This window comes from Agrobacterium vacciniicorymbosi, from assembly GCF_040427045.1.
Classification (GTDB): domain Bacteria; phylum Pseudomonadota; class Alphaproteobacteria; order Rhizobiales; family Rhizobiaceae; genus Agrobacterium.
The window spans coordinates 1-22,497 of the sequence record NZ_JBETMF010000002.1 but is presented as its reverse complement, the minus strand read 5'-3'; the positions used below and the strand labels follow the sequence as shown (position 1 = coordinate 22,497).

The window sequence follows — 22,497 nt, the reverse complement described above, 5'->3', positions numbered from 1 at the left end:
CGAGAATTGCGCACGTTGATGCAGAGTACAATCAAAAAATCGAAAATATTCCTATTTTATCAGGCCAACGCGCAACGCTTTTGCAACGGCCTGCGTACGGTTGACCGTATTGAGCTTTTTGGTCGCGCGATTGAGGTAATGATTGACCGTATGCTCGGACAGAACAAGAATTTCAGCGATCTCCGCGCTGGTCTTTCCCGCTGCTGTCCAGTTGAGACAGTCGATCTCGCGATCTGTCAGCGTTTCGGGAATGCGGGCATCGAGACTGCGCACATAGGCGAGACGACTGAAGACATGTGCAGCTATGAAAGAAATTTCCGCAACGCATCTGGGCTGGAACAGCGTCTTGTTGCCGTGAAAAGACACTGCGCCTCTCTGACCCGAGGGATCATGCACGGGGCACCACAGCGACGTTTTCATATCGAAACGGTCGAACAACTCCGCAACAGTTTTGGCTGCAGCATCACTATGCCCCTGCAGCGCAAGATCGGCATCGACGAGAAAGGGTACAGAGGACTGCCGGAGGGTGCGAAACACATTGCTCCGGCTCAGCAGGCCCGCATTGTCATATTGATGCAGAAGCTCTGCGGGCCAATTGGTAATGACGGTGTGCTGCGACAGTTCCAGGGAAATATGGGACGGAAGGTTGAGCACCATGAAGGCTTTCATGCCCCAGGCTTCCGTTATCCTCTTGAGAAAACGGAAAATATCGAACTGGGTTTTCAGTTCGGCAATCTCCTCCGCGCATTCTGCACCGGGAAGCGTAGAACTGGAAATCTCTGGCTTCAACATTGGTTCTGATTCTTTACAAGGTAAGCTTAAAAGGATGAATCTGGCTAACAGAAAATTGTTACGGCAATAATTACCAATTCGTTATATTTTTGCAAACAAAAGTTGATACGAAGTTTCATATCATTTTCGAATCTAAAGATTGTTATTGTACATTTACAGATAACTTCTATGGCTTCATTCTTGCGCAGGCGGCAGACGCACCGAAATATCTAAAGAAATATTCCGCGCTGCTTCCTGCACCAGCTCAGACCAGCCTTCAAGGCGCTCTCGCGTTAGTCTATAGGCCGGTCCGGTGACCGAGATGGCGGCATGAAAATATCTGCCCTGCGCCGAAACCGGCACCGCGATGCACTGAATTCCGGTCTCATGCTCCTCCAGATCGAAGCCGTATCCGCAGTGTCTAATATTATTAATTTCTTGTTTTAGCTGGGTTGCAGAAATAATGGTGTTTTGCGTGTAGGGATGAAAGACCATTGCGCTGGCGACGTCATCCAGTTCCGCATCGGAAAGCAGCGAAAGCGCAGCCTTGCCGACGCCGGTGCAATAGGCCGGAGACACGCGTCCGATCTGCGAATACATGCGCACCGCATGCTTGCCATCGATCTTGTCGAGATAGACGATTTCGGCACCGCGCAGCACGCCGAGATGAACAGATTCCTGTGTCTTTTCATGCAAAACACGCAGATGCGGTGCGGCGATGGAGCGCAGGTCGTTGCCGCTCCATGCCTGTGAAGCGAATGTCAGAAGCCGCACGCCCGCGACATAGGTCTGGTCGTCCTTCTGCTCCAACAAGCCCTCTTCGAGCAGATGAACAAGCTGCCGATGGAGCGTGCCACGCGGCTGGCCAGAGCGCTGGAGAATATCGGTGAAGCGAAGCGGCTGCGGTGACATGACGACGAGTTCCAGCAGCGCAATCGCCTTTCCTAACGTTCCGGTGGTGCTATCCGTTGTCTTTTCGGTAGAATGGGACGCCATGTTATCTCCATGTGCGACATTGCCGCGCTTGACATTTCAGAGGCGGAAAGGGCACTATTCCGTCAAATGAAACTTAGTTCCAAATAATGGAACTTGCAATCCGTGCTGGGAGGCGTGATGGCGGAAAATTCCGGACAGTTTTCCGAATTTGCGGATCAGGGCATTCTCATTACCGGCGGCGGTTCGGGCATCGGCGCATCGCTGGTTAAGGCCTTTGCCGAGCAAGGCGCAAAAGTCGCCTTCATCGACATCAATGTTTCCGCCAGCCAAAACCTTGTCGAAGCGCTATCCCGGAAAACCCGACATCCTGTGACTTTCATCGAGGCCGATCTTCGCGACCAATCCCAATTGGCACATGCCGTCGAGACGGCGGCAGAAGCGACTGGCGGCATCAAGGTTCTGGTGAACAACGCCGCCTGGGATGACCGACACGATATCGACACCGTAACCAGCGATTATTGGGATGCCAACCACGCGGTCAATCTGAAGCCGGTGTTTTTCGTAACACAAGCAGCGCTGCCCTATCTGCGCAAGGCGCATGGTGCTTCAATCATCAATTTCTCGTCCATTTCCTATCTGTTGAACATGGGCGAATTGCCGGCCTATGCCGCAGCAAAAGCCGGTATCGTCGGCCTGACGAAGAGCCTTGCCGGACGGCTCGGGCCTGAAAACATCCGCGTCAACGCTATTCTACCGGGCATGATCGTGACCGAGCGGCAGAAGGAACTCTGGCTGACGGACGATTCGATTTCGCAGGGCGTTTCCCGCCAATGCCTCAAGCGCGCATTGACGGCGGATGATCTTATCGGTCCCTGTCTTTTTCTGGCCTCTTCGGCATCTGCCGCCATGACGGCCCAAACAATCATCATTGATGGAGGTCTTTTGTAATGTCCGATGCCGCATTTGTTGCCGTAGACTGGGGTACGACCAGTTTCCGGCTTTGGCTGATGAGCAAATCCGGCGACATACTGGGCGAGCGACGCAGCGCCGAGGGCATGACCACGGCCATGAAAACCGGTTTCCCGGAAGTGCTGGCCTCCCATCTTACCGCCCTCTCTGCTCCTTCGGGCCTTCCCGTCATCATCTGCGGCATGGCAGGTGCGCGGCAAGGCTGGGTCGAAGCAGGCTATGTGGATGTGCCCGCCGATCTCTCAGAGGTTTTGAAGGGTGCAGCGCGTGTGCCGGGTCAGGCAGATGATATCCGTATTCTACCGGGTCTTGCCCAACGCGCGGCAGACACGCCCGACGTCATTCGCGGTGAAGAAACCCAGCTTCTGGGTGCCTTGTCTGCGGATTACAAAACCGGCGAGCAACTGGTTTGCATGCCCGGCACCCATTCCAAATGGGTCAGCGTCAGCAATCTAAAGGTCACCGGCTTTTCCACCTTCATGACCGGCGAATTGTTTGACGTCATTTCCAAACACTCCATCCTGTCGCATGCCATTGCCGAGGCGCAAGCCTTTACCGGTGATCTTCCCGCTTTCCGCGCTGCCGTGGCGGATAGCTACGCCAACCCGCAAATGGCGACGAACCGGCTGTTTACGGTGCGGTCCGGGCAACTGCTGCACGGTCTTTCCGCGACAGACGCAAAGGCGAAGCTCTCCGGCACCATGATCGGGCTGGAGATCGCCGGTGCCCATTCCACCGCACCGAAAAGCGCAAAGGTGGTGCTGATTGCATCCGGCGCATTGGGTGCGCTTTACAAGGCGGCCTTCGACGCCCTGTCCATCAATTTCGTAACCATCGATGCCGATGAAGCCGTTCGCCACGGGCTTGTCGCCGCCGCACATGCCATCTGGCACTGAGGAGATTTGAATGCGTATTCCCTTCCCCCCCATGAAGTACCCGCTCGTCGCCATTCTGCGTGGCATCCGGCCGGAGGAAACCGAGGGCGTGGTGAGCGTGCTGCTGGAAAGCGGCCTGCGCGCCATTGAAATTCCGCTCAATTCGCCGGACGCCTTCCGCTCCATCGAAATCGCCGCAAAGCTCGCCCCGGCAGATGCGCTGATCGGTGCTGGCACCGTGCTGACGGTTGACGATGTAAAGAATGTGGATGCGGCAGGCGGCAAGCTGATGGTGAGCCCCAATGTCGATGTCGATGTCATCACGGCGGCGCGTGAAAAGGGCATGGTCACCATGCCCGGTGTTTTGACACCGACTGAAGCTCTGCTGGCGCTGAAAGCTGGTGCCACTGGCCTCAAATTCTTCCCCGCCAGCGTTCTCGGCCCATCCGGCATCAACGCCATCCGCGCCATTCTGCCCAAGGACACGATGGTTGCGGCTGTCGGCGGCGTTTCCGACAAGAATTTCAGCGACTACACCAGCATCGGCGTCACAGCCTTCGGCCTCGGCACCAGCCTCTACAAGCCTGGCATGACAGCAGCAGATGTGCATGAGCGCGCGCTCGTCACCGTCAAGGCCTATGATATCGCGATGGGAGCTTGAGCCATGGCTGACATCCACACATTTGCTGGTACGGTGCTGGACGCGACACAGATGCATCTGGGCGAAGGCCCGAGTTTCGATCCGCTGACCAACAGGCTCTGCTGGCTGAACATTCTCGGCAAGGAACTGCACGAACTCGATCCGGCAACCGGCGAAAAAATTGTGCATGCCCTGCCCTTCATGGCGAGCGTCGTGGCGCGGATCGATGAGAAGCGCCAGTTGCTGGCCTCCGACGAAGGCCTGTTCATCCGCGACCGTGCAACGGGCGACCTGTTCCTCCACGCCGATTTCGAGCCCGGCAAACCCGGCAACCGCTCTAACGACGGTCGCGTGCACCAGAGCGGCGCACTGTGGATCGGCACCATGGGCAAGAAGGCCGAAGACGGCGCAGGCGGCATCTATCATGTCGCCAAGGGCGTGGTGACGACGCTGTTCGAGAACATCAGCATCTCCAACTCCATCTGCTTCTCGCCGGATGGCGCGACCGGCTATTATGTCGACACGCGGGCCAACAAGCTGATGGCCGTTCCACTCGATCCAGCAACCGGCCTGCCAACCGGCCCCGGCAAGGTGCTTGTCGATCAGGCAGGCAAGGATGGTGGCATCGACGGATCGGTTTGCGATGCCGATGGCCACATCTGGAACGCCCGCTGGGGGATGGGTGCCGTGGACCGCTATTCCCCGACCGGCCAGCATCTCGACCGCTATGAGGTGCCAGCAAAGCAGACGACCTGCCCGGCATTCTTCGGTGCTACCGCCAATCGCCTCGCCGTCACCTCCGCCTGCGAAGGCCTGGACGACGCGACGGTGAAGGCCAACCCGCTGTTTGGCACGACCTTTGATCTCGGGATCGAGGTGAAGGGTGTGCTGGATGGGGCTTATCGGGTTTGACGCCCTTTTTGGGATGATCCAAACATTTCTCCGTCATTCCGGCCCTGAGCCGGAATCCAGCAGAGCCGCGTCTGCGGCGAGAAGGAGTCTTCTGCGATCAAAGACTTGATCGCGCTGGATCCCGCATCAAAGTGCGGGATGACGGGGAACCAAAACAACCTTGGAAAAAGATTGCTAGCCGAAATCCAAGCCAGACGCTGGCACGTCGCGGTAGTTTTCCTGGAGATAGCGGTGGGTCGCGGCGGCATCCACCGGGCGGCCGTAGAAATAGCCCTGACCCATGGCGCAACCGAGGCTGCGCAGTTTTTCCGCTTCCGTCTTGTCCTCGATACCCTCTGCGACAACCTCAAGATCCAGCCCATCGCACATGGCGACGATGGCCTTGATGATGTGTTCGGACGGACGGTCGGTGCTGATGCGAGAAACGAAAGCGCGGTCGATCTTGACCTTGTCGAAGGAGAAGTCACGCAAGCGCCCGAGGCTCGACTGGCCGGTGCCGAAATCGTCAAGGGAAATACGCACGCCCGCCTGCTGAAGTTCACTGATGATGCGCTGGGCAGTATCGGCGGATGTCATAACCGCCGTTTCGGTGATTTCCAGCTCCACGCGGCGTGGATCGAGACCCACGCGTCGCAGGATCGACAGAATGTTTTCCGCCGTCGTCGGGTCCATCAACTGTGCGGACGATAGATTGAAGGACAGAAACAGCTCTCGTGGCCAGGACAGTGCGGCTTCCGCCGCCTTGCGCAAAAGCGTTTCGGACAGTGCGTCGATAAAGCCACGCTCTTCCGCCAATGGCACGAAGACGGCGGGCGATACGAAGCCGAGATCGGGATCGTTCCAGCGTGCAAGGGCCTCGAAGCCAATGACCGTGGCATCGCTGAGGCGCACGATGGGCTGGAAATGCACATCGACCGCGTCGCTGATGATGGCGTTTCGAAGCGCCTGTTCCAGCTGCGTAGCCCGCTTCATTTCCTGCGCGATTTCGCGCGAATAAACCGTGATCTGGCCGCGACCGCGACGTTTCGAACGGTAGAGCGCGGTTTCGGCGCTTTTCAGCAAATCCTCAAAATCCTCGCCTGCAAATGGATAGATCGCGAAACCGAAAGATGAGGATAGACGCACGTTGCGATCACCCAGATCGTAAGGCGCAGACAGCACGTCCTTGATCATGTTGCCAACGCGCTCCGCGCCCAGTCGCTCAAACACCAGCGGCAGCACAAAAGCGAACTCGTCGCCATCGTGACGGGTTACGACCGCGCCATCCGGTACACAGGCCCTGAGGCGATGGGCGACCTGACAGAGAATTTCATCGCCCGCCTCAACGCCGAAAAGATCGTTGATCGGCTTGAAACCGTCAATATTGGCGACACCGATGGTGAAGGGGGCGGGATCGCTTGCCCGCTCTGCGGCAAGCATGCGGATCTTGTCGCGCAGGCGATAGCGGTTGCCCAGACCCGTCAGGGGATCGCTGTAAGCCATGGCCTGCAACTCGTGCTGGCTGACCTGCGGCGCATTTTGGACTGGGGATTTCATGCGCACATCCTGATCAACGGACTATGAGATTTTCGCAGACAATGCGATCTGATTCTTAAGAAAACACTATCTCTAAACTCTGCGAAATAGCCATCGATTTTCAGGGTAAACCGGTCTGTTTCAAGCAATTTGGGTCGATCATCCACGAATGCGATGTTCGCGCTGCGGCAGGTGCCGTTTGATCATGGCCTCTACCATATCAGGGCTGATGGGCTTGAGCATCATATCGTCCATGCCCGCATCGAGGCAGGCCTGCCTGTCACCTTCAAATGCCAACGGCACGACGCCGATGATGGGCGTGTGAATGCGCTCCGCGCCCATCATCTTGCGCAGCCTGCGTGCCGCCTCGAAACCATCGAAGTCCGGCAAGGTCGTATCCATCAGGACAAAAGTGGGCTTGTCCTGCTCGAAGATCTGCAGTGCCAGCTTGCCAGTGGCGGCAATCTTATAACTCAGGCCAAGACCTTCGAGGATTTGTGAAAAGACGATCTTGTTGATGTCGTTGTCTTCCGCAACGAGAACGTCAAGCGTCGCCTTCTTGGCCGGGGACGGCAGGTTGCCGGTGGAAATTTCCCAGCTTCCATCCGCCTGCTGCGAGGACAGAGCGCTGTTCTTGAGCCGGAAATGGCGGGTGATCTGGTTGATCAACGAGCTTTCCAGCTGGAAGTCATCGACCGTCATGGCATCCACGCCATAGGTCTGGGGCAGATCGAGACAGACGATGTCCAGTTGAACATCGACGACCACGAGATCGACCCGGACATTGGCCGATGCGGCAAATTCCATGAAGGCCTTTTGTTCGTCATGGCTGGTCACGACCGCGCAATCCACACCAACAGCGGTCATTTTGCGACGCGCGACTTCGCCAAGCGCGGTATTTGGCGTAACCAGAAGAATGCTGCGGCCCGTCAACAGCTGCGAGGCCTGATGGTGTTCGTCGTCCATATAAGACGACGGCGTGAACGACATATGCTCCAGGCCGCGAATAACGCTGCTTCCATCCGTTCCCGCCGTTGCAAAGGCAGTGACGTCATCCATGGTCGTGACCAAAAAATACCGGCCCGGTTTACCAACGCGCTGCTTTCGGGTGATGACGAGAACTTCCTCACCCGTCAGGCGTGTCACCCGCTCCGGCAGAATGGCGGGGCTTCCGCTTTCCAGCACATGGCGATCCATTACGTCGATGCGTGAGGCGAGCGGTTCGGAATGGATATCCGACACAGTGCGACCGAGAATGAGATCGGCAGATGTTTCCAGAAGCGAGCAGCCAGCCTTATTGACGGCGACATAGGTGGTGTTGCGATCCTTGACGAAGACCGAAAGCGGCAGCGTATCCAGAATTTCTTCGGTCAGCTGCACGCGCTCGATATCGAGACGCCACTGGTCCTCACGCTTCTTCTGTTCGGAAATATCGGTGATGACGCAGATGCCCATGCCTGATGGCATGCGGCGTTTGATGAGACGCAGCCATCTGTCCCCACCTCGAGGCTCCACGGTTTCCGAACGCTCTTTCCAGTGAGACGCCAGTTGCTCGGCAATCCAGTCATCACGCTCCACACCGCGTGGCAGAGAATCGCTATCAATCTTCTTTCGCCCATCATAAAGGGCGGCCAGAAAATCCCGAAGGCGCGTGCCGACGACGAGCTTGGATTCGCAGACGGGCAGATAGGTCAGAAGACGGCGATTGGCGAAAACGATATGGTCGTGACGATCATAAATGATCAGCCCAGAGGAAATCGCATCGCAAACGGCGTCGAGCATCGCAGATTGAATATCTGCGCCCATCGACGCCACGTCATTCATTGCAATCCCTCACACGCACGTCTCAAAGCGAAATACACTCACAAAAACTGGCCAACGACCACACGGAAATGGCTAAAGAAATCGGACATGCGGGATCGGTGCTTGAAGCAGATTGGTCTAGATCGGGTGGCGGCCCCTGCTTTCCGCCACATATATCCCCTTCGCTATGCTGAAAGGACATAATACTGCATTCATTCCAAGCTGACTGCACCCTAGAAGTTTTCCCTTAAGAGGTACTTAACGTTGTGTGCAAGAAATATTTAGCGGGACAACCAAGCCATGGCCGGTGATTTGCGTGATTTCGCTTTCACAAGACGCGCGAATCCACGAAAACGGTACCCATGTCCATCAAACAGCTTTCAGAAACCCTGATCAATCAGATTGCCGCCGGCGAAGTCATCGAACGCCCTTCGAGTGCCGCCAAGGAACTGATCGAAAACGCCATCGATGCCGGTGCGACCCGTATCGAAATCGCCACCGCAGGCGGCGGCAAGGGGTTGGTGCGCATTTCGGACAATGGCTGCGGCATGTCGCCCGACGATCTGGAACTGGCGATCCGCAGGCATTGCACCTCTAAGATTTCGGCGACGCTGGACGATATCCGCACGCTGGGTTTTCGTGGAGAGGCCCTGCCTTCCATCGGTTCCGTTGCCAAGCTGACTATTACCAGCCGCCAGCAGGGTGCCGCAGAAGGTGCCATCATCTCGGTTGCCGGAGGCAAGCTTTCGCCAGTGCGGCCAGCACCATCCAACACCGGCACCATCGTTGAGGTCCGCGATCTCTTCTTCGCCACGCCTGCGCGCCTGAAATTCCTCAAGACCGAAAAGGCCGAAGCGGCGGCGATTACCGAAATCGTCAAGCGCATGGCCATTGCCTTTCCGCATATCCGCTTCGTGTTGTCGGGCACCGATCGCTCGACGCTGGAGTTTCCGGCAACCGGCGATGACCATCTGGCGCGCATGGCGCAAATTCTTGGCGCCGACTTCAAGGACAATGCCATCGAGATCGATGCCGAGCGCGAAGACGTGACCTTGACGGGCTTCGCGGGCGTGCCGACCTTCAATCGCGGCAATTCGGCCCATCAATATATGTTCGTCAATGGCCGCCCGGTGCAGGACAAGCTTCTGCTATCGGCCATTCGCGGTGCCTATGCCGAAACCATCCCGCATGGTCGTTACCCGATTGCGGTTCTATCCTTGCAGCTAGACCCGGCGCTGGTGGATGTGAATGTGCATCCAGCAAAATCCGATGTGCGCTTTCGCGACCCTGGCCTAATCCGCGGGCTGATCGTCGGGGCCGTGCGGCAGGCATTGAGCCGGGAGGGGGACCGGGCCGCAACGACGGGCGCGGCGCAGATGATGAATGCGTTTCGCCCAGGCTACAGCCCTTCGACCGTTCGACCCTTCTCGTCACAGGCATGGACACCTGCAACCTCGCCATCGCGCCCTCTGTCGGTCTCGAGCGATCTGGCGCTGCGCGAAACCGCGCAATCGCAATTCACCGACATCACCATGCCGACGGCGCGGGCGGAGCGAGCCGACCCCGAAGATAATGCAACAGCAGTTGCGGACACTGCCCGCTATCCGCTTGGTGCCGCACGGGCGCAGGTGCATGCCAATTATATCGTCGCTCAGACGGAAGACGGTCTTGTGATCGTGGACCAGCACGCCGCGCATGAGCGGCTTGTCTTCGAGGAAATTCGCAAAGCCCTGCATTCCAAGCGCCCGCCCTCGCAGGTTCTGCTCATTCCCGAAATCATCGACCTGCCGGAAGAAGACTGTGACCGGCTGATGGAACATGCCGAGGGGTTTGACAGCATGGGGCTTGCCATCGAGCGCTTTGGGCCGGGAGCCGTGGCGGTGCGCGAGACACCGGCGATGCTGGGCGAGGTCAATGTGCAGGGGCTGGTGCGGCAACTGGCCGATGAGATCGCCGAATGGGACACGGCGGGCAGCCTTGCCAACAAGCTGGAATATGTCGCCGCCACCATGGCCTGCCATGGCTCGGTGCGTTCAGGCCGTCGCATGCGACCGGAGGAAATGAACGCGCTGCTGCGGCAGATGGAAAACACGCCGGGTTCCGGCCAGTGCAACCACGGACGTCCGACCTATATCGAGCTGAAACTTGCCGACATCGAAAAACTGTTTGGCAGAAGTTGAGACATTCCCGCACCTCAGGCTGGCATTCCCGCCACGGCACGGTTAAAAAGACAGAGCGTCAGGAGACTAGAAGAATGAACAGATTTGAAGGCGGCGGCAATCGCGAAGCAAAGGTCGAATATCTCGACGGCGATATGCGTATCGTCCAGACCGGCTCGCACGTCGTCTGCGCCATGACTGGCAAGTTCATTCCGCTGGACGAGTTGCGCTACTGGAGCGTTGCGCGACAGGAGCCCTATGCGGATGCCGAGGCCTCGCTGGAAGCTGAAAAACGCGCTGGCGCCCTGCCCAATCAGAAACGCGCCAGCTGATCTCCAGCGGCCAGAATTTCACGGCCTGCTAAAGTAAATTGACGTTGTGCACAACCCATCAGGAACATTCGCTGATGGCGCTGGTTAGACCAGCGTTGCAATGCACACGCACAATTTTCAATAGGAGCTGACTATGGCCGAGAAGACACTCGACGATCTTTTCTACGACACGCTGAAAGACATTTATTACGCGGAACGTCAGGTGCTGAAAGCTCTGCCGAAAATGGCACGCGCGGCGACTGACCCGAAGCTGAAGGCGGCGTTTGAGAAGCATAAGGAAGAAACCCAGGGGCAGATCGAACGCCTCCAGGAAGTCTTCGAACTCATCGGCAAGCGCGCACAGGGCAAGACCTGCGAAGCGATCCAGGGCATCATCGCTGAAGGCGAAGAGATCATGGAAGATTACAAGGGCACTGCGGCACTGGATGCTGGCCTGATTTCTTCCGCACAGGCTGTCGAACATTACGAAATCACCCGTTACGGCACGCTGAAGGCATGGGCTGAAAAGCTCGGCCACACCAAGGTCGTGCCGTTGCTGGACGCCACGCTGACCGAAGAATCAACAACGGATGAATCGCTGACCGAACTGGCCAGCGCATCGGTCAATGCCGCCGCTCAGAAGGCTGCATAAAATCCACGATACGACAGGAGCCGGGCGATTTGCCCGGTTCTGTTTATCGAAGACAAAAAAAACCGGGCAATGCCCGGTTTCTTCCTGTGCGGTTTTATGGTGCGGGTTGGGCTGGCTGCGCGGGCTGAGTTGCCTGACCCGGATTAGGATTGCTATCCGTGCCGCCCGTTGCAGGTGCTGTGCCTGACGGTGTGTTGTTATCGAAAGAACCGGCGCCCTTTGCACCCGGATCAGCCGGTGCATTTGGTGTCGATGGGCCGGGTGCAGACTGGGTTTCGGTCGTGGCCGGTGCTGTGCTTTCGCCCCACGTCTCAGCGACGATCCAGACGGCACCTGCCAGCAGCAGGCTGATGACGAGAATGACGAGAACTGGGCTTCCACGGAAACCCTGACGACTTTCGCGTGGGGTGAAGACCTTTTTTTCGGTACCCTGCGGCATGAATTCCTCCTGAAACCTTGGCGGGCACAGTGGATGCCCGTCTTCTCAGGAAAAGCCCCCCAACGTCAGATTGTTCCTTCACGCCCATGAGATTCAACGTTGCAGAGAATGCTAGGGATGCTGGAGCTTTCGGCGGCGGCAATTCTCCATGGCAACATCGATGATCGTGCCTGCCGCATTGGGATCATCGAAGGACATGTCGATCTCGATCACGAGGCTGCTCGAGAGCAATTCCGATGTCAGCCCGTGATGCCCGTTCAGGCGCACGGCATCCTTGGCGGTCGTTACCGGCAAGAGATCGAGCCTGTTGGCCTCCTCAAGCAAGTCGCCGATTTCTTCGTCACTGAAATGGTGGTGGTCCGGGAAAGAGCGTTTGGAGACGATCTGCCCGCCCAGTTCCTCCACCGTGCGGTAGAATTTGTCGGGATCGGCAATGCCTGCATAGGCCAGAACGCGCTTGCCTTCAAAGCCCGGCTGCGGACGCGGCTGAATGGAGGAGACAAAAACGGGTTTCCCCGCCCGCGCCGTGGTGCGCACGATGGCATCTGCGGCATTGCCTCTTCCCACCTTGAGGATGGCCGACAGCTGGCGCATCTGCTCATCCAGCGGTGCCCGGACGGGACCTCCGGGAACGAGATGACCATTGCCGATGCCGCGCTGCGTATCGATGACGACGAGGGCATAATCCAGCGTCAGCCGCGCGCTCTGAAACCCGTCATCCATGATGATGAGATCGACACCTTCGGCCACCAGACGCTTTGCGCCCTCGACACGTCTGCGAGAGATGACGGTCATCGCCTCGCGCGCCAGCAACAGCGGCTCATCTCCGACATCGACTGAACGGTGATGGTTGGCATCGACCAGCGTGGTTACATCCAGCGTGCCGCCATAACCACGGCTGAGAAAGCCGGGCTTCAGGCCTTTGTCGATTGCGGCGCGGGCAATAGCAATGGCGGTCGGGGTCTTGCCCGCACCACCCACGGTAAAATTGCCGATACAGATGACGGGAACAGGCACGGATGCGCGCTTTGCCTTCTTCATCGTCCGCCCGGCGACCTTGCCGTAAACGAAGGAAAAAGGCGCCAGCGCCCAAGCCTGCCAACCGGATTTTTCCCACCAGAATGGCGGTGCTTCCGAAACCATCCGTCCCCAAACTCCCGCTTTACCCGAATTGGTAGCAGCAGCTATCTGCCAGAAAGGTAAGGATTTTGCAAAGGAGGTGGTTTGCAGGCTCGATGCTTAAGATGCCGCGCGTTCCGGCAACAGGCTTTCGAGGCCTGTAATGTCCTCAAAACAATAGTCGCAGTCCGCCGACAGGCTCTCTTTAGAGCCCGTGCCGGTCAACACCGCCACCCGCAGGCCAGCACCAGCATTGCGGCCCATATGCAGATCGTGATTATTATCACCCACCACAGCAACACATTCCGGCGGCAGGCCAATAGCCTGGCAGAAACCCAGAACCATGCCGGGCTGTGGCTTGGTGCCATGGCCGCTATCGTAACCGGCGACGAAATCGAGATCGGCCTCGAAGCCGAAACGTTTGGCCAGCTCGCGAATGGAGGCTTCGTTATCGCTGGATGCGATACCGAGCTTGTAGCCCCGGCCCTTCAGCCGCGCGAAGAAGGCTTTCAGATCCGTCACCGCGACGGATTTTCCAGCCGCATCGGTAAACAGCCGGTCGAGGCGTTGAGTGAGCTCCAAGACATCGCAAGGCGAACCGGCAGCGACAAGGCCTTGCGCAATCTGTGCGGTATTCCCAGCGGCCAGAAGGCTGTCCGCCGTGACATGACCCGTGACCGGGTCCATGCCGCAGGCCAGAAGCAATTGGTCGGCAAGCTCCGCATCGCCCTGCGCTGCAATGGCTGCAAGCTCACGATTGACGGGGCCCCAGCTGGCGTCATAACCGATGAGCGTTCCGTCCTTATCGAACAGAATGGCGGCGATGCTAGCCACTGAGCGTGCCGTGTTAGTCGCGTCCATGGATCAGCCAACCGCGCTGCGTGGCTGGAGTTTCGCGGTCACCGTCAGCGGATTGATATAGGGTTCCAGCGCCTTGACGGTGGAAGACAGTGCGCCACGCATATCCTGAATGACCCGACCGCCCGCATCGATCATCTTGTAGCGTTCATTATCGTTGACGAGCAGGTAATGCACGGCCTTGGCCAGCATCTCCACATCGCGAATGATGCGCCCGCCGCCGGAGCGCAGCAGCTTCTGATAGGCTTCGCGGAAGTTTTGCACATGCGCGCCGGACAGGACTGCGCAACCGAGCATGGCCGGTTCCAGCGGGTTCTGCCCGCCTTCCGCCATCAGCGAACGACCGACAAAGGCCAGTTCCGTCAGCCGGAGATAAAGCCCCATCTCACCGATGCTGTCGCCGAGGAAAATATCCGTCTGAGGTGTGATGGCATCATTGCGGCTTCTGCGCGCCACATTAAGGTTCATGCCTTTCAGCATGGTCTCGATTTCGTCTGCCCGTTCCGGGTGACGTGGCACGATGATGGTGAGTTGGCCGTTGCGGGACTTGATGGCAGAATGCACGGTTCCGGCTGCCTTCTCCTCACCATCGAAGGTAGAGATCGCGGCCCATGTCTTGCGATTGCCGATCTGACGGCGATAGGTTTCCAGCAGCGCGGCATCGCATGGCGGTGGATCAGTATCGCCCTTGAGATTGCCGGAGACGACGACCGGCCATGAACCGAGATCGCGGAAGCGCTCCGCATCCAAATCCGATTGTGCAACCACCAGAGCGAGCTTGCTGAACAGCGCCTCGGCAAAATCCGAACGGCTGTGCCAGCGCCCGAAGGAGCGATCCGACAGACGTGCATTGACGCGGATTTGCGGAATGTGACGGCGCTCCAGCTCCATCATCGTCACTGGCCATATCTCGGACTCGGCGGTAATCGCTGCATCCGGTGCCCAATAGGTCAGGAAACGGTTGACGGAAATCTTGATGTCGAGCGGGACATATTGGTGAATGACGTCATCGCCCAGACGCGTGCGGCTAAGTTCTGCCGAGGTGACTGTGCCTGTGGTCAAAAGAACGTGAATATCGCGTTTGCGGATTTCGCGGATGAGCGGAACGAGAGCGAGTGTTTCACCGACGCTTGCAGCGTGAAACCAGACGAGCGGGCCACGCGGGCGCTCAGCACTGGGATAACCGAAGCGCTCCATACGGCGGCGCTTGTCTTCCTTGCCCTTGGCAGAGCGATACATGAGATAGGGGCGGGCAAAGGGGTAAGCGGCAACGCCTGCAATTCTGTAACCCGAAAGGGCGAAACGTGCGATTCGGCTGTTCATGACATGCTGCCTTCGATCATTTCGCGCAATGCTTTCCCCTGTGATCCCTGCCAGAGCGTTGCGTCGCACAAACGGAGGCGTCCGCGCCGCTCTATCTTTTTGTTTAGCCATCGGATCTTCGAAAACCGCGTCAGCGTTTTTCAGTCGATGTGTGGAAGCCTATTTCATATAAAAATGCGTCTTTTTTGTTTCAGAACAAAAATCGGCTCACGAAAAATGTAAGCGGTAACCAGATGTTGTGCGTGCCCTTACGGGACTCGCACAACCTTTTGCTCTGTCCGGTATAGTACAAAGGAAGTAGGAAAGCAGCGATTATTTGCTTTGCGGGTCGAGGAGACGGTGCATATGCACTATAAAATAACGCATGTGAGCGTTATCCACAGTCTGCTGGGCCTTTGACTTCCACGCCGTGAGCGCAGTTGCATAGTCCGGGAAGATGCCAACGATATCCAGCGCCTTCAGATCGCGAAACTGTACGTCCTGAAGATTTTCAAGCTCGCCGCCGAATACGAGGTGCAGAAGCTGTTTCTGTTCGCCTGCTACAGTCATTTTCTTCTCTTCTTTCTAATATTCCAATTGCCCCGAGAAGCCCCTCATCTGCGGGATTTCACCGCGAAAATCAACCTCTCGCCGACAAGTTCAGCGGCTCCAGCAGCGCTGGAAGGATATGATTTGCTGCGGCGCACAATTCCGGGTGACTGACCGCGCGTCGATTGTAGATCAACGGCTTTCCGTCAAGGCTAACCAGCTGCCCGCCTGCCCGCTCTAAAATGAGATCGGCAGCGGCCAGATCCCAGTCATGGGAACTGGCCTTGACCAAAGTCCCATCGATCCGCCCATCCGATACCATGGCAAGCCGGTAGGCAAGCGACGGTACATGCGCAATGCGGTGGACGCGCGATTTCAAATCCTGCGGAAGCCGCGCAATCACGTCTTCCGGTGCGGCAAGCTGGATCTGCTCGCGACCGGCAGACGAGACAGCCAAGGGCTGGCCATTCTTCAAAGCGGGGCCGGTGGGAAGCGCGGTAAACTCTTCGTCAAAGGCAGGCGCAACCAGCACGGCAGCGACGGGTCTGCCGCGATGGACGACCGCAACGCTGACGCACCATGTATCCTTACCGGCAATGAAGGCACGCGTGCCATCGATGGGGTCCACCACGAAGACGGTGTCTCGCGTCAGACGATCTTCATCATCATCGGTTTCTTCGGAAAGCCAGCCATAGTCCGGGCGCGCACCACGCAGGACCTTCGCCAGAACCTCATTGGCAGCATAGTCCGCTGCGCTGACGGGCGAATGGCCCTGCTTCCACCAGACCTCCGGGTCTTTGCGGAAGAAATCCAGCGCGACGCGCCCGGCTTGGCGGGCGGCATCCACAATGAGGTCGAGATCGGGGCGCCACTCTGCCCCTGTCATATCGGTCATTTCGTCGTCGTTCGTTGCACGGCCCTGATGGGGGCCTGTTTCCAGAGCCTGACCATGCGCATGGCATGTGCGACAAAGCAACCGCCGAATGGCGGTATCAGCGTCCCGCTATGGTCATGCCTTCGATGGCGAGCGTCGGTGCGGCCACGCCATATTTGCGGTCTATGTCATTTGCAGGCGTGACCCGCATGAACATGTCCTTGAGGTTAGAGGCAATCGTCACCTCCGATACCGGGAAGGCTTTTTCGCCATTCTCGATCCAGAAACCGCTTGCGCCACAGCTATATTCACCCGTCAGCAGATTGGCACCATGGCCGATCAATTCGGTCACGTAAAAGCCGGTGCCGACCTGCGCAATCAAATCCTGCGGTGAGATATCGCCCGGCTCCAGCGCCAGATTGGTGGAGGCCGGAGAGACTGACGTTCCGCCTCGTACACCACGTCCATTGGTTTCCAAACCGATTTCGCGGGCCGTCGATGTCGAGAGGAACCAATGCTTCAGCACGCCGTCTTCGATCATCACAAGCTTTTCACCGCGCACGCCTTCGCCATCGAAGGGACGGGAAGATGGTCCGCGCACGATCTGCGGGTCGTCGGTGATCGACAGGCCTTTCTTCAGCACCTGTTGGCCCATCTTGTCGCGCAGGAAGCTGGTCTTGCGAGCGACCGATGCGCCATTGATGGCACCGGCAATGCTGCCGACGAAACCACGGGCGATGCGCGGATCGAACACGACCGTAACGTTGCTACCGGTATCGACCTGACGGGGATTGACGCGTTTGACCGCTTTTTCACCCGCACGGCGGCCAATGTCTTCAGGATTGTCGAGATCGGCGAAATAGAGACGGCTGTCGTAGTCGTAATCGCGCTCCATCTTGGTGCCTTCACCGGCGATGACGCTGACGGAACGACCGAAGCGGCTGCCCATGTAACTGCCTGCAAAGCCATGCGAGGTGACCAGTACAAGGCCGCCCATGCCGCTGGATGCGCCCGCACCAGATGAGTTGCTAACGCCCGGAACGGCCAGTGCCGCTTCTTCTGCCGCAAGCGCTGCCTCACGCAACTGATCGGCGGAGACTTCGGTCGGGTCGAAGAGTTGCAGGTCTTCGTAGGAATTTGCCAGCCGGTTGCTGTCCGCAAGGCAGGCATAGGGATCTTCCGGCGAAACCTTGGCCATGGCGACAGCGCGTTCGGCCAGTGTCTTCAGGTCGAAACCGGGATTGGCCGAAACGCTGGCGACGCGCTTGCCCACGAAGACACGCAGCGAGAAATCATCACTTTCGGAGGATTCCGTGCTTTCCACCTTGCCGAGCCGCACGCCGACGGATTGCGAGCGCGACCGCACGATGACGGCGTCAGCCTCATCCGCGCCTGCGCGGCGGGCCAGATCGACCAGTTCACTGGCGCGCTCGAGAAGCTTGGAGGAATCGATATCTGAGGACATGGGCTAAGCCTTTCGTTGACCTTCATTTATTGCGGCGCATCTGCCGCATCAAGGCCAAAGCCGCATTTCACCGGTAATTGAGCGAAATGCTTACGCGTCAACGCCGTGACCGCGGTGATAAAGCTCCACCTGCATCTCGATCTGCCGTTTGAGATCATCCTTCGTGACCTGAGATTCGGCCAGGATTTCATGTGCCTTGCGGAAATCCAGCACCTTGAAGCGATTGACCGGCGGGCGGAGGAAAATGTGCGGCGGGTGCATGCGCAGCTTCAGGGAAATGACTGATTGCATCATCAACTGGCTGGCACCGAACAGGCTCTCGAAGCGGCTGGGCATTGTCGTGCCATCGCCCTCCGGCCCGCCAACCACATCCACCGCAATCACGATATCCGCCTTGTCCAGCAGATGATCGTAAGGCACGGGATTGAAAATGCCGCCATCGATCATGATACGGTCATTCATACGGATGGGCATGAACAGGGCGGGAATGGCGGAAGATGCCGCAAGCGCCTGCCTGAGATCACCATCTTCAACGATGACTTCCGACTGCGCATAATAATCCGTCGCCGTGACCTTTAGCGGAATTTTCAGCCCTTCGAAGGTCTTTGGCAAAGCGGATGGCAAAAGCGCATCGAGAACGAGTTCAAGGTTGAACTGGCCAAAGCGAAAGCCGAAGACCGCGTGCCGCATGGAGGCAGGCCCAAGGCTCCAGAGCTTGTTGGCGACACTGCCCTTCTTGCCCATGAGCTCCAGCGTATATTCGCGGATATCGCGACCGCTCATGCCTGCGGCCATGCCGGCACCGATGATGGAGCCAATGGAGGAGCCCGCAATGGCAGTCGGGCGGATGCCCAGTTCGTCCAGCGCTTCAACGATGTTGATGTGGCAAATGCCGCGCGCGCCACCGCCACCCAGCGCCAGTGCGAATGTCGGATCACGGACTTGCGCTACAGGATTGTCTCTCGCCGCGTCTTTGCGTTTGCGCTTCTTGCCAGAGAGTTTCTTTTTCTTGTCAGCCACGAGAGCGGACTCTCCTTCATGTCATGTGCTGTCCCGCTCTATGACACAAAGACGACAGGAGAGTGACGCGCGCACAAGGTCGCGCGTCATCGTGACCAAAACGGCGCTTAAGGCTCGTAACGGTAAAAATGCATCATGGAATCGCCGAAGGTGCGGCTTTCCAGAAGCTTGAACACGGGATCGACCGATACCAGAACATCGGCACGCTCTTCCAGAATGGCAAGCGCGCCCGGCACCAGCCAGCCGCCCTGATGGGCTGCCAGCATGGCTTTTTCACCATGGCCATAGCCATAGGGCGGGTCGGCAAACAGCATATCGAAGGGTTCGATATTGTTGACGCTGCCGAGCTTTGTGGCATCACGACGCAGAATACGCGCACGGCCATGAAGACCGAGAGCATCGATGTTTTCCCAAAGAAGCCCCCTGCCCTCGACGCCGTTCTCAACGAACAGCGCGACGCGGCAACCGCGCGACAGAGCCTCGAGCCCGACCGCACCCGTGCCCGCAAAGACATCGAGAATGCGCGTGCCATCCAGACTTTCCGGATAGGCGTGGCTCAGTATGTTGAAGAGGCTTTCCCGCGTACGGTCGATGGTGGGCCTGATTGTATTCGATTTCGGAGCGGCAAGAGACCTGCCGCGAAACTCACCGCCTACGATCCGCATTACGCGTCATTCCCCTGCCTCCAGAAGGTTTGCCACCAGGGCCTTTACCGCCGCCGGGACCGTTACCTGGCCCCTTGCGATCTCCGCCTTTACCGCCACCAGCAGGCCCCTTGCCGGAAAATCCGCCTTCGGAGCGCTCGCCGCGCGGCTTGCCGAATGCTGGCTTGCCGCCGAAACCACCCGGCTTGCCACCGGACGGACGACCTTCACGCGGCTTGTCGCCAAAGGGCTTTGCACCGCGTGGCTTATCACCAAACGGGCGCTCACCGCGTGGACGATCACCCTCTTCGCGCGGCTTGCGGTCGCTGAAGGGACGCTCGCTGCGGGCCGGACGGTCGCCGAAAGGACGTTCCGCACGGGCGGGACGATCACCGAACGAACGTTCGCCACGGGGGCGGTCATTGCGTTCAGCGCCATCGCGTGGCTTGCGGTCGCCGTAAGGGCGTTCGCTACGTTCTCCTGTCCGGGCCGGACGGTCGCCACGATCCGGGCGTGCGCTGAAGGGACGGTCGCCACGGGGGCGATCACCACGGTCGCCTGCGTCACGCGGCTTGCGATCTCCAAAGGATTTCTCGCCGCGCTCGCCACCGCGTTCGCCTCTGCCGCGACCACGGCTGTCGTCCTGCGCGGGCTTGTCTGCGCGGATCCATTCGCCATCGACGTCTCTATGTCTGACGATTGCGCGACGGGCATCGGCTTCTGCGGATGGTTTCTTGAAGACACTTTCGGCTTCGGCGCGCACGGACTTGCGCTCCTTGCCATCACGCGTTGGCCTTGCACCCGGGGCCATCCACACATTGGCTGTGCGGTTGCTGCCCATGGGCGGGCGCTTGGGACGGTCGTCGTCGCGCTCTTCATCGCGACCCTTGGCGAAAGGCTTGCCGGGACGCTTCGCATCCGGCTTGCCCTGCGCGCGGTCGCGCGGATTGTCGCGCTTTTCCGCAAAATTGCCGCCGCGCGGGTTCTGCTCGGCATCGCCGCGCTTGGTCCATTCGGACTTGACGGGACGCTGAACCGGAGCTTCATCCTCGTCAACGACCGCATCATAGATCGGGGCATCGAAATTGGCGCCTGCGGCTTCGATCAGGCGCGGGCCAAGCTGGTCGCGCAGCATGCGGCCACGCACTTCCACCACCTGGCTTTCCGGCAGATCACCCAGCTGGAAAGGACCGTAGGAAATACGGATGAGGCGGTTGACCTCCAGGCCGAGCGCACCCAGCACGTTCTTGATTTCGCGGTTCTTGCCTTCACGAAGACCCATGGTGATCCACACATTGTGGCCCTGGGTCCGGTCCAGCGTCGCATCGATGGCACCGTAGAGAACGCCATCGACGGCAATGCCATCCTTCAGCTTGTCCAATGCGGCCTGATCGACCTCACCATGGGCGCGCACGCGGTAACGGCGCAGCCAGCCGGTGGTGGGCAGTTCCAGAACGCGCGACAGGCCGCCGTCATTGGTCAGCAGCAGAAGGCCCTCGGTGTTGATATCCAGACGTCCGATGGACAGGACGCGGGGAAGTTCCTTCGGCAGATTGTCGAAAACGGTCGGGCGCCCTTCCGGGTCGGAATTGGTCGTCACCAGACCGGCAGGCTTGTGGTACAGCCACAGACGCGTGCGTTCGGCACCACGGATCGGCGCGCCATCGACCTCGATCTTGTCATCGAGGGTGGCGTTGACCACCGGGCTGTCCAGCTTGACGCCGTTCAGCGACACGCGACCTTCCATGATCATGCGCTCGACATCGCGGCGCGAGGCAACGCCTGCGCGCGCCATGATCTTGGAAATACGTTCGGGCTTGGTGGGTGCCGTCTCGGTCACGACAGTCTCGGCCTTGGCCGTCACTGGCTTGTTTTCGCGCGCCGCATCAGGCTTTGCCGAAGGCTTCGGCTTCCTGTCACGGTCGAATGTTTTGCCGCCAGCGCGCTTCGGCTTGTCTTTGAATGTCATTTGTTGTTTGCCTGTTGTTTGCCGTGTCCTATCAGGTCGCGCGGCACTGGTTAAGAGGAAATTGCAAGAACTATGGCGGAAACGACGCATTTCATGGAGCTGGCGCTGGCCGAAGCGCAGGCCGCAGGCCAACGGGACGAAGTGCCCATCGGTGCCGTGCTGGTGCTGGATGGCCGTGTGATTGCCCGTTCCGGCAACCGGACCCGCGAATTGAACGACGTGACCGCCCACGCCGAAATCGCTGTCATCCGCATGGCCTGCGAGGAACTGGGGCAGGAAAGACTTCCCGGCGCGGACCTTTACGTGACGCTGGAACCCTGCACCATGTGCGCCGCCGCCATATCGTTTGCCCGCATCCGCCGCCTCTATTATGGGGCCAATGACGTAAAGGGCGGGGCGGTGGAAAGCGGTGTGCGCTTCTTCAACCAGCCGACATGCCACCACGCGCCGGAGGTTTATTCGGGAATGGCGGAAGTGGAGAGTGCGGAGATTTTACGGGAATTTTTTCAGAGCAAGCGGAATGATGGTGCAGTGTAAGGTGGGTTGCCACGCTCACCTCACACTCAACGTCATCCTCGGGCTTGACCCGAGGATCTGACCACGTTTGACGTAGGGGCTCGTTAGATCCTCGGGTCAAGCCCACTACTGTCCGGTTTAAATCTGTAGACACGGCGCACGGTGTTGATTCTACTCGTATTCAAGCGTTTGGCGACGA

General features: G+C 58.6%; 22 protein-coding genes. 8 read left to right on the top strand and 14 right to left on the bottom strand.

What is annotated here, in order from left to right; genetic code table 11:
• Positions 1 to 51: 51 nt before the first annotated feature.
• Together ABUK73_RS03275 and ABUK73_RS03270 are read right to left on the bottom strand one after the other, a co-directional pair.
• Positions 52 to 792 (bottom strand): helix-turn-helix transcriptional regulator, encoded by a 741-nt coding sequence (locus ABUK73_RS03275; RefSeq protein WP_353576029.1) that lies wholly within the window; start codon positions 790 to 792, stop codon positions 52 to 54.
• Positions 793 to 966: 174 nt separating this feature from the next.
• Entirely contained in the window at positions 967 to 1,767 is an 801-nt protein-coding gene (locus tag ABUK73_RS03270; protein ID WP_353576028.1) for an IclR family transcriptional regulator, read from the bottom strand.
• A 117-nt stretch (positions 1,768 to 1,884) separates the two neighbouring features.
• Here ABUK73_RS03270 and ABUK73_RS03265 point away from each other — a divergent pair, with 117 nt between their 5' ends.
• Genes ABUK73_RS03265 through ABUK73_RS03250 form a run of 4 tightly spaced genes read left to right on the top strand, consistent with a single transcriptional unit; the run spans position 1,885 to position 5,103 of the window.
• On the top strand, positions 1,885 to 2,655 hold the full coding sequence (locus tag ABUK73_RS03265) for an SDR family NAD(P)-dependent oxidoreductase (RefSeq protein ID WP_353576027.1): 771 nt from the start codon (positions 1,885 to 1,887) through the stop codon (positions 2,653 to 2,655).
• Complete coding sequence (locus ABUK73_RS03260) at positions 2,655 to 3,572, top strand: 2-dehydro-3-deoxygalactonokinase (RefSeq protein ID WP_353576026.1); 918 nt, start codon at positions 2,655 to 2,657, stop codon at positions 3,570 to 3,572. The genes ABUK73_RS03265 and ABUK73_RS03260 overlap by 1 nt, the downstream gene beginning before the upstream one ends.
• A gap of 10 nt (positions 3,573 to 3,582) precedes the next feature.
• Positions 3,583 to 4,212 carry a 2-dehydro-3-deoxy-6-phosphogalactonate aldolase gene (locus ABUK73_RS03255; protein ID WP_353576025.1) on the top strand — a complete coding sequence of 210 codons (630 nt, stop codon included), beginning with the start codon at positions 3,583 to 3,585 and terminating at the stop codon, positions 4,210 to 4,212.
• A 3-nt stretch (positions 4,213 to 4,215) separates the two neighbouring features.
• Complete coding sequence (locus ABUK73_RS03250; RefSeq protein ID WP_353576024.1) at positions 4,216 to 5,103, top strand: SMP-30/gluconolactonase/LRE family protein; 888 nt, start codon at positions 4,216 to 4,218, stop codon at positions 5,101 to 5,103.
• Positions 5,104 to 5,277: 174 nt separating this feature from the next.
• Here ABUK73_RS03250 and ABUK73_RS03245 read toward each other — a convergent pair whose 3' ends face one another.
• Entirely contained in the window at positions 5,278 to 6,639 is a 1,362-nt protein-coding gene (locus tag ABUK73_RS03245; RefSeq protein ID WP_353576023.1) for a putative bifunctional diguanylate cyclase/phosphodiesterase, read from the bottom strand.
• 138 nt (positions 6,640 to 6,777) lie between these two features.
• On the bottom strand, positions 6,778 to 8,442 hold the full coding sequence (locus tag ABUK73_RS03240; protein ID WP_353576022.1) for a response regulator: 1,665 nt from the start codon (positions 8,440 to 8,442) through the stop codon (positions 6,778 to 6,780).
• A 341-nt stretch (positions 8,443 to 8,783) separates the two neighbouring features.
• On the opposite strand from ABUK73_RS03240, the gene mutL reads away from it, so the two are divergent.
• From mutL to ABUK73_RS03225, 3 genes are all read left to right on the top strand, one after another.
• A complete protein-coding gene (mutL, locus tag ABUK73_RS03235; RefSeq protein ID WP_353576021.1) occupies positions 8,784 to 10,601 on the top strand; it encodes a DNA mismatch repair endonuclease MutL in 1,818 nt (605 codons plus the stop codon).
• A gap of 74 nt (positions 10,602 to 10,675) precedes the next feature.
• Positions 10,676 to 10,912: a DUF2093 domain-containing protein gene (locus ABUK73_RS03230; RefSeq protein WP_353576020.1), complete on the top strand. Its 237-nt coding sequence runs from the start codon at positions 10,676 to 10,678 to the stop codon at positions 10,910 to 10,912.
• Positions 10,913 to 11,045: 133 nt separating this feature from the next.
• The gene (locus ABUK73_RS03225; protein ID WP_113088713.1) at positions 11,046 to 11,543 is read left to right on the top strand and encodes a YciE/YciF ferroxidase family protein; all 498 of its coding nucleotides are present in this window, start codon (positions 11,046 to 11,048) and stop codon (positions 11,541 to 11,543) included.
• A 94-nt stretch (positions 11,544 to 11,637) separates the two neighbouring features.
• Here ABUK73_RS03225 and ABUK73_RS03220 read toward each other — a convergent pair whose 3' ends face one another.
• From ABUK73_RS03220 to ABUK73_RS03175, 10 genes are all read right to left on the bottom strand, one after another.
• Positions 11,638 to 11,982, bottom strand: a complete 345-nt coding sequence (locus ABUK73_RS03220) for a hypothetical protein (RefSeq protein ID WP_353576019.1) — start codon at positions 11,980 to 11,982, stop codon at positions 11,638 to 11,640.
• A gap of 111 nt (positions 11,983 to 12,093) precedes the next feature.
• Positions 12,094 to 13,125, bottom strand: a complete 1,032-nt coding sequence (lpxK, locus tag ABUK73_RS03215) for a tetraacyldisaccharide 4'-kinase (RefSeq protein WP_353576018.1) — start codon at positions 13,123 to 13,125, stop codon at positions 12,094 to 12,096.
• Positions 13,126 to 13,221: 96 nt separating this feature from the next.
• Complete coding sequence (locus ABUK73_RS03210; RefSeq protein ID WP_353576017.1) at positions 13,222 to 13,962, bottom strand: HAD family hydrolase; 741 nt, start codon at positions 13,960 to 13,962, stop codon at positions 13,222 to 13,224.
• Between the two features lie 3 nt (positions 13,963 to 13,965).
• Positions 13,966 to 15,282 carry a lipid IV(A) 3-deoxy-D-manno-octulosonic acid transferase gene (gene waaA / locus ABUK73_RS03205; protein WP_113088717.1) on the bottom strand — a complete coding sequence of 439 codons (1,317 nt, stop codon included), beginning with the start codon at positions 15,280 to 15,282 and terminating at the stop codon, positions 13,966 to 13,968.
• 312 nt (positions 15,283 to 15,594) lie between these two features.
• A complete protein-coding gene (locus tag ABUK73_RS03200; protein ID WP_113088718.1) occupies positions 15,595 to 15,831 on the bottom strand; it encodes a DUF4170 domain-containing protein in 237 nt (78 codons plus the stop codon).
• A 70-nt stretch (positions 15,832 to 15,901) separates the two neighbouring features.
• Positions 15,902 to 16,705: a 3'(2'),5'-bisphosphate nucleotidase CysQ gene (locus ABUK73_RS03195; protein WP_353576016.1), complete on the bottom strand. Its 804-nt coding sequence runs from the start codon at positions 16,703 to 16,705 to the stop codon at positions 15,902 to 15,904.
• A 97-nt stretch (positions 16,706 to 16,802) separates the two neighbouring features.
• Positions 16,803 to 18,149, bottom strand: coding sequence for a TldD/PmbA family protein (locus ABUK73_RS03190; RefSeq protein ID WP_353576015.1), 1,347 nt, complete (start codon positions 18,147 to 18,149; stop codon positions 16,803 to 16,805).
• Positions 18,150 to 18,239: 90 nt separating this feature from the next.
• Entirely contained in the window at positions 18,240 to 19,070 is an 831-nt protein-coding gene (locus ABUK73_RS03185) for a patatin-like phospholipase family protein (RefSeq protein ID WP_353576445.1), read from the bottom strand.
• A gap of 206 nt (positions 19,071 to 19,276) precedes the next feature.
• Positions 19,277 to 19,834, bottom strand: a complete 558-nt coding sequence (gene rsmD / locus ABUK73_RS03180; RefSeq protein ID WP_353576014.1) for a 16S rRNA (guanine(966)-N(2))-methyltransferase RsmD — start codon at positions 19,832 to 19,834, stop codon at positions 19,277 to 19,279.
• Positions 19,815 to 21,782, bottom strand: coding sequence for a pseudouridine synthase (locus tag ABUK73_RS03175; protein ID WP_353576013.1), 1,968 nt, complete (start codon positions 21,780 to 21,782; stop codon positions 19,815 to 19,817). The genes rsmD and ABUK73_RS03175 overlap by 20 nt, the downstream gene beginning before the upstream one ends.
• A 72-nt stretch (positions 21,783 to 21,854) precedes the next feature.
• Between ABUK73_RS03175 and ABUK73_RS03170 the strand changes: the two genes are divergently transcribed.
• Entirely contained in the window at positions 21,855 to 22,319 is a 465-nt protein-coding gene (locus tag ABUK73_RS03170; RefSeq protein ID WP_353576012.1) for a nucleoside deaminase, read from the top strand.
• Positions 22,320 to 22,497 lie beyond the last annotated feature (178 nt).

Excerpts from the sequence above, each read along its gene's own strand:
- ABUK73_RS03275 (WP_353576029.1), bottom strand. The coding sequence starts at position 792 with ATGTTGAAGCCAGAGATTTCCAGTTCTACGCTTCCCGGTGCAGAATGC.
- ABUK73_RS03270 (WP_353576028.1), bottom strand. The coding sequence starts at position 1,767 with ATGGCGTCCCATTCTACCGAAAAGACAACGGATAGCACCACCGGAACG.
- ABUK73_RS03265 (WP_353576027.1), top strand. The coding sequence starts at position 1,885 with ATGGCGGAAAATTCCGGACAGTTTTCCGAATTTGCGGATCAGGGCATT.
- ABUK73_RS03260 (WP_353576026.1), top strand. The coding sequence starts at position 2,655 with ATGTCCGATGCCGCATTTGTTGCCGTAGACTGGGGTACGACCAGTTTC.
- ABUK73_RS03255 (WP_353576025.1), top strand. The coding sequence starts at position 3,583 with ATGCGTATTCCCTTCCCCCCCATGAAGTACCCGCTCGTCGCCATTCTG.
- ABUK73_RS03250 (WP_353576024.1), top strand. The coding sequence starts at position 4,216 with ATGGCTGACATCCACACATTTGCTGGTACGGTGCTGGACGCGACACAG.
- ABUK73_RS03245 (WP_353576023.1), bottom strand. The coding sequence starts at position 6,639 with ATGAAATCCCCAGTCCAAAATGCGCCGCAGGTCAGCCAGCACGAGTTG.
- ABUK73_RS03240 (WP_353576022.1), bottom strand. The coding sequence starts at position 8,442 with ATGAATGACGTGGCGTCGATGGGCGCAGATATTCAATCTGCGATGCTC.
- mutL (WP_353576021.1), top strand. The coding sequence starts at position 8,784 with ATGTCCATCAAACAGCTTTCAGAAACCCTGATCAATCAGATTGCCGCC.
- ABUK73_RS03230 (WP_353576020.1), top strand. The coding sequence starts at position 10,676 with ATGAACAGATTTGAAGGCGGCGGCAATCGCGAAGCAAAGGTCGAATAT.
- ABUK73_RS03225 (WP_113088713.1), top strand. The coding sequence starts at position 11,046 with ATGGCCGAGAAGACACTCGACGATCTTTTCTACGACACGCTGAAAGAC.
- ABUK73_RS03220 (WP_353576019.1), bottom strand. The coding sequence starts at position 11,982 with ATGCCGCAGGGTACCGAAAAAAAGGTCTTCACCCCACGCGAAAGTCGT.
- lpxK (WP_353576018.1), bottom strand. The coding sequence starts at position 13,125 with ATGGTTTCGGAAGCACCGCCATTCTGGTGGGAAAAATCCGGTTGGCAG.
- ABUK73_RS03210 (WP_353576017.1), bottom strand. The coding sequence starts at position 13,962 with ATGGACGCGACTAACACGGCACGCTCAGTGGCTAGCATCGCCGCCATT.
- waaA (WP_113088717.1), bottom strand. The coding sequence starts at position 15,282 with ATGAACAGCCGAATCGCACGTTTCGCCCTTTCGGGTTACAGAATTGCA.
- ABUK73_RS03200 (WP_113088718.1), bottom strand. The coding sequence starts at position 15,831 with ATGACTGTAGCAGGCGAACAGAAACAGCTTCTGCACCTCGTATTCGGC.
- ABUK73_RS03195 (WP_353576016.1), bottom strand. The coding sequence starts at position 16,705 with ATGACCGATATGACAGGGGCAGAGTGGCGCCCCGATCTCGACCTCATT.
- ABUK73_RS03190 (WP_353576015.1), bottom strand. The coding sequence starts at position 18,149 with ATGTCCTCAGATATCGATTCCTCCAAGCTTCTCGAGCGCGCCAGTGAA.
- rsmD (WP_353576014.1), bottom strand. The coding sequence starts at position 19,834 with ATGCGGATCGTAGGCGGTGAGTTTCGCGGCAGGTCTCTTGCCGCTCCG.
- ABUK73_RS03175 (WP_353576013.1), bottom strand. The coding sequence starts at position 21,782 with ATGACATTCAAAGACAAGCCGAAGCGCGCTGGCGGCAAAACATTCGAC.
- ABUK73_RS03170 (WP_353576012.1), top strand. The coding sequence starts at position 21,855 with ATGGCGGAAACGACGCATTTCATGGAGCTGGCGCTGGCCGAAGCGCAG.